Annotated in this window: 5 protein-coding genes and 1 pseudogene; 2 read left to right on the forward strand and 4 right to left on the reverse strand. The window is 40.6% G+C overall.

Translation table 11 applies throughout. The features are described from left to right. Together HMPREF9304_RS10860 and HMPREF9304_RS10865 are read left to right on the forward strand one after the other, a co-directional pair. A partial coding sequence (locus tag HMPREF9304_RS10860; RefSeq protein ID WP_036929032.1) for a DUF3408 domain-containing protein occupies positions 1-189 on the forward strand: 189 nt, incomplete at its 5' end. Positions 190-382: 193 nt separating this feature from the next. Further along, complete coding sequence (locus HMPREF9304_RS10865) at positions 383-802, forward strand: plasmid mobilization protein (RefSeq protein WP_036929035.1); 420 nt, start codon at positions 383-385, stop codon at positions 800-802. Between the two features lie 117 nt (positions 803-919). Here HMPREF9304_RS10865 and HMPREF9304_RS15015 read toward each other — a convergent pair whose 3' ends face one another. From HMPREF9304_RS15015 to HMPREF9304_RS15245, 4 genes and pseudogenes are all read right to left on the reverse strand, one after another. Beyond that, a complete protein-coding gene (locus HMPREF9304_RS15015; protein WP_231564521.1) occupies positions 920-1,423 on the reverse strand; it encodes a hypothetical protein in 504 nt (167 codons plus the stop codon). Between the two features lie 12 nt (positions 1,424-1,435). Then, positions 1,436-3,640 carry a peptidase domain-containing ABC transporter gene (locus tag HMPREF9304_RS10880; RefSeq protein WP_036929038.1) on the reverse strand — a complete coding sequence of 735 codons (2,205 nt, stop codon included), beginning with the start codon at positions 3,638-3,640 and terminating at the stop codon, positions 1,436-1,438. A gap of 3 nt (positions 3,641-3,643) precedes the next feature. Further along, the gene (locus HMPREF9304_RS10885) at positions 3,644-5,701 is read right to left on the reverse strand and encodes a TonB-dependent receptor (protein WP_036929043.1); all 2,058 of its coding nucleotides are present in this window, start codon (positions 5,699-5,701) and stop codon (positions 3,644-3,646) included. 155 nt (positions 5,702-5,856) lie between these two features. Then, a pseudogene (locus HMPREF9304_RS15245) lies at positions 5,857-6,350 on the reverse strand (group II intron maturase-specific domain-containing protein); the annotation flags it as partial.

Consider the following 6,350-nt stretch of genomic DNA (forward strand, 5'->3'; position numbering starts at 1 on the left):
TATCTCCAGCCCTTTCGCAACAGCCACCGCAAAGCCGTGTATGTATCAGAGGAAACTCAACGAAAGTTGGACTTCGTGGTGAGGAAAATCGGTGAGCAGGGAGCAAGCGTTTCAGGATATGTGGAGCAGGTGCTTCGAGAACATCTCGACCAATACAAAGATGATGTGGAAAGATGGCGGAAACTCTGAAGTACTGCATTCCTCGAATGCAAGCCTACGCTGAGTTACTGTATTCAGTGAATGCAGTAACACGGCATGGGTTTATAATCCCATTTTCTACATCAGCAAGGTGTGTCTTTGTACCACAAACTGCCGTTTGTACCACAAAGCCCCTTGCCCCGAAAGGGGGATTAAATCACTCCAAAGTCGTGATTAGAAAGCAATGAAGAAGCAAAAACAAAAGAAGCCAGACGGCAGATGTTCCACCTGCCCACGATGGGACAGATGGCACATCAGGATACCTAATTCTGAAGACCAGCAGAAGCTTATCAGACTCTACCGCAAGTCGGGAGCAAAAACGAAAAGTGATTTTGTCCGAGCAAGACTTTTAGGTGAAGCCTTTAAGGTCATCACCCAAGACCCTGCAAAAGAGCCTTACTTGGAGAAACTCTCCGAAATCGTTTCTATGACTCATAAGATAGGCGTGCTGTACAACGAAGCCGTGAAAGCCCTCAAGACTTATCATTCTGTCGCCACTGCGCAACAACTGCTCAGCAAACTCGAAACCTATTCCCAACTTCTTATTAGACTGCAACAACAAGCAGTACAACTGACAAAATCCCTTAGGGATAGACAAGAGTGAATGCTGATAAATCATAACACCCAACGTTAGTATCGTGCTGTGATTGCCCAATCCATCTTTGGTCAGTTATCAATGTTAGGAAAATAGGATTTGTATGTTGTAGACGGTAATAAAACGTTATGGCAGCAGGTATTCGGATAAACTATATCCGAATACCTGCTGCCATAACGTTTTATTACTGACGATGATTCTGCAATAGGCTTTCATGTGCTGTTGCAACATTGAGGTATTTTGTCCCTGTGTACTCACTGTGGCTATTGCCATAAAATAGTTTCCATCTTCCCTATGTATGAGCCTGGCTTTATGGCTTGTGATGTTGCAGTTATAAGATGCATTTTCGTTGCCCTCGAAAGATATATAAGCCGTCCTTGGCTCATCGAAAAGATACAAATACTTGTATGGCACAAACACTTGTACTGTCCTTTGATTAATGACCTCACCATTAGCCTCTATGGATATAGGATAAGGTTTCTTGTAGAAAGCAACTGCGAGGGCGAGGACTATTATCGTAATGACAACCGTTCCCAAGCTGACGAGGCGAGGAGGAACTTTACCTATCACGTTCCTCACCTTCTCGCTTCTCAACTCGATATTATCTGATTCTGTTTCTTTCTGTTCCATGTCAAAAACATTTTAGTTTCCCAATTCCAACTGATTCTTCACAAGATTATAGTATGCCCCTCGCTTGGCGGTCAAAGACTCATGGTTGCCTATCTCAACCACTTTTCCATGGTCGATGACCACGATTTGGTCGGCATTCTTCACCGTGCTTAGGCGATGAGCCACAATCACAACAGTCTTGCCCTTATAGAACATATCCAAGTTCTCCACGATGCTTTTCTCATTGTTGGCATCGAGCGAGTTTGTAGCCTCGTCAAGGAATATATAGTCGGGATTCTTGTAAACCGCCCTTGCAATCAAGATACGCTGTTTCTGTCCTTGGCTCAGTCCCACACCATCACGCCCAATCTTGGTGTTGAACTTCAGAGGCAAAGCCATCACGTAATCCTTGATGCAAGCTATCTCGGCAGCTTTCAACAACCTTTCCTTATCTATATCGCCATCATCAACAGCAATATTTCTTGCGATACTCTCCGAGAATATAACACCATCCTGCATGACAACACCACATTGTCTGCGCCACCACTTTTTGTTGAGTTTGTTGATGTCAGTATTTCCAATATTGATTTTTCCCTCCAAGACAGGATAATAACCAAGCATCAAACGGATGAGGGTGGTCTTTCCACTGCCAGATGCGCCAACGATGGCTGTTACCTTACCTTGCGGAATGTGAATACTCACATCGTCTATGGTTTTGCGCAAAGCATGTTGGTCGTACTTGAACATGATGCTCTTGATGTCAATGCCCTCATTCTTATCTTCAATAGAAGTTAGCAAGCCTTCCTTTCCATTCTCATCATCCATCTGGTGAATCTCATTGATTCGCTCCAAGCTAATCTTCACATCTTGCAGAGAATAGAAGAAGTTCATCAGTTGCTCCACTGGTGAGTTGAGCTGTCCGATGATGTATTGCACGGCAAGCATCATACCGAGTGTCATTTGCCCATGAATCACGGCAGTAGCTGCAACTACCGTAATGATGATATTCTTCACCTCATTGATGAAGATACTTCCAGCCTCCTGTGTCTGTTGGAGTTTGAGTGATTTCATCTGTACCCCGAATAGGTCTGCTTGCGTGTCCTCCCATTCCCATCTTCTGCGCTGCTCACAATCCTGCAACTTGATTTCTTGCATAGAAGTGATAAACTCATAAGTTTTGTTGTTGTTGATAGCTTGCTGCTCAAACAGTTCGTAATCAAGTACCTTTCTTCGCTTCAAGAATAAGGTCATCCATACACCATAGAGAATGCTTCCCAACAAGAAAATGACAAACACCAATTTGTTATAGAAAAACAGCACCACCGAAAATACCACGAAAGTAAGCATGGCAAAAGCGATGTTGAGCGTCTGCTGAGTAAGGAAGTTGTTCACACGGCTATGGTCGTTCATTCTCTGCATCAAGTCGCCCATGAGTTTCGTATCAAAGAAAGACATAGGTAGTTTCAATAACTTGATGAAGAAGTCACTTACCAATGATATGTTGATACGTAAGGAAATGTGAAGCAACAACCATCTGCGGATAAAGTCTATTGCCGTTCGGCTGATTGTAAGCATCAACTGCCCCAAGAGTATAAGCCAAACAAAACCTATTTCTTGGTTCTTGATACCGACATCCACGATAGATTGGGTAAGGAATGGCAGGACAAGCTGCAGGAGGCTTCCGACTACTAGACCCAAGATGATTTGTCCGAAATACTTGCGGTATTTCTTCACATACCCAAAGAGAAAGCGGAAAGACCTCTTTTCTTTGATGTTCTCTTCACCTTGCATCTTATAAGTAAAGAACGCAGGAGTGGTTTCCAAGAACATAACAATGCCCTTGTCCTCACCATTAGAGTTCGTGCTTATCCAATGTTGTTTGAACTCGTCTAAGGTATAAGCAACCAATCCCTTCCCTGGGTCTGCGACATAGAACTTCTTGGATTTCTTAATCTTATATAAGACCACAAAGTGATTCTGATTCCAATGGAGAATACAGGGCAATGGAGCTTCGTTTAACATGACGATAGAAATTCTCGCACATGCCGTATGTAATCCAAGAGTATTAGCTGCTTCATTGATTCCTAACATTGAAACACCTTCCGTTGTGGCAAAGCAAAGTTTCGACAGAGAATCTAATGTATATTCCCTGCCGAAATATTTACATACCATTTGCAAACTGGCTATGCCACATTGCATGGAATCATGTTGATGAAGACTTTCTATCGTTTTGGTCATTGATTAATACATTTTCATGATAGCACTATCAATATTCTTATTAACCTCAATTTCTCCACGTTTAGATTTCTTGCCATAGCTAAGGCTGTAAGTCAGTGTTAAATTTATATTACGCCCATTGATTTCGTTAAAAATCCGCGAATTTCTATTATAACACCCATAATCCATTGTTATATGTTGCTTGTCATAACGTGAAAAGGGATTGCGTACTAAAGCCTCAATAGCCAATGCCTTGTGAGTCCAACTCACTTTCCATTCATAGGTAGGACGACATTGGATGAACCACGGTTGTCGAATATCAAGTGATTTATATGGAGTCTGATAATCGAAACTAAGCATCCATTCTCCTGCAAGATAAACCAAGCCACCTTTTATGTGAAAACTGTTGTGCGACATATCGTAAGTAGCCCCTTTTAATGTATTACATTCTTCAATCGCTGTGGCGCTCAAACGCAAATGCTCATTGAATAAATTATAGGTACAACCTACAGTAAACATATTACCGTAGAAAGTTCCGCCATTTATACGAGTATCAAAAATCGTATTCGTATTAGCTGTATACTGATGTACTATGTTGTCAAAATAAATATTACTATCATACGATAAAGCCAAACGAATTTTTCCAATTTGTCCATTGTATGAAAGGGTGTTTCCTAATACTTTCATCGGTGCAATGTCAGGATTACCACAAGTTGCCTCAAAAAAAGATGTCGGAACAACCATTGAATTTTTTTGTGACGGTTCAAATAAAGTATGTGTAAAAAGACCATTTAACGATAAAGAGTGCTTGTTATTAATGACATAGTTTCCACCATAAAAAGCAACAGGCATACAGTAATTATCATGTATGGAGTTTAAAGAAACGGCCGTATTAGATAACCCCGCAGAGATATAGTAATAGTATTTCTCACTATATTTGCTGAGTTGAAGTAATCCAACAGTAATGTTGGAAGTCAGATGCTGTTTTCCAATTGCTGTTCCATCATAATTATCAGTATAATGTTTATAATCATTGCTCAATGCGCCTGCTAGAGTAAGGCTATTTTTCCAAGTTTTCGAATAGCGAATATTACCATTCAGCACATAGTTATTTTCTATTACTTTTGAATTTAATGAAGCTTGTTCTGTCTCTGTATACAGACTGTAGTATTTATTGTGCCCCATAGAAGCAGATGCTGTAACGTCAAAAGCCTGCTCTTTAGGCAACCATAATGTGTAATTTACATATGCTGATGGTGCTATAGATTGGCTGTTATATGAAACAGTACGCTTTGTTGCACCATATGGTTCGGTGTAGTAAATACCCTGTATGGTATTGGAATTTGGCACAGCCTGACGATTAAAGCCAACATAGGTATTTAATCTGTGGGTATTCCCCATGGAGGTTAAGCGCAATCGCATAGCTTGCCCATTATTTATTTTCAACGGACTCTCATCTTTATAATTACGTTCCAAAACGGATTTATCTGAAAAGACAAACATATCATTTCCTTCTGTATAGCTATGGTCTCTATGCCAGTCACCAGTGACGGTTAGGGAAAATGTGTATCGTTTTTTATTAAAATCAGCAAAAGCTAAATATTCCCCCGATTTGTAGGCAAATCCTTCATTTGCAGAAAAATACACATTGCCCCCATAATTCATTTTTACAGTTACAAAATTAACCAATCCTGCTTTACCTGCATATTTCCCGCTTGGAGTTCTTATATACTCTATTGTACGAATGTTCTTTGCACTAAGAGATGCTACATCTTCTGGCAATGCCTCCATTCCATTAATACACAATACAACCTCTCCTCCACTATGAGTAGTAATGCTACGAGTGCGTGCCGATACTTCCAAGTCAGGAGTCTGCATAAGATATAGTAGATTAAAACCATTTGTAGAATGTTTTTTCTCAAGTTGAGTTGGTATCAACAATGCCTTGTTGCTCATTTCAATTTGACCATCAGCAGTAACAACAACTTCTGGCAGTTTTTCGGTCTTGGTACTGTCTGTTTGTGCTGTAATGTCTGTTATTGTGACAAACAGCAAGAAAAAGAATAGATAGTATTTATACATTGTATATCATATTTTAGCATCGACTTCAAAAATAAAATGTCGACGATTATTATAATCGAGTAGGAGGTAAACACTAATCATAGGTGTTTATTTCCTATTTTCGTGTTCACCGACCTCTCACACCACCGTACATGCGGTTCCGCATACGGCGGTTCCTATTTTGGGTGCCATTCGAGATACGACCCCATTAAAGTCGCATACCCAGCTGAGCGTAGTCTATTGTTATCTATCGCCCTTGTTAATATAGGACTATCAGTTATTCGCCAATAACTCTTGCGAGTATTACCCCATTCGTATGCTTGGTATTGATTGATACCATATCTGATGAGGTTTGCCACTTTTGTCCTGACTTTCTTCCAAGCTTTCTATATACACATGCGTATTCTACGTCTTAACCATTCATCAGTGTCAAGTAGGAGACATTTCATATTGGCAAGGTGATAGTAACCTACCCAACCTCTTATGTATTCTTTCAGCTTTTGCTTTCTCTTGGCGTGTCCTCATCCATTACTGCGACTTGTCAGTTTTTTTAGCCTTGACTTCATCTTGGCTTTGGACTTTGGGTGTACCGTGAGTTGGTATTTGCCGTTCATTACATAAAAGGAGTAGCCGAGGTATTTCATTCCTCGCACATACGACACTACGGTCT

The organism is Hoylesella timonensis S9-PR14 (genome assembly GCF_000762405.1).
In the GTDB taxonomy this organism is placed as follows: domain Bacteria; phylum Bacteroidota; class Bacteroidia; order Bacteroidales; family Bacteroidaceae; genus Prevotella; species Prevotella timonensis_A.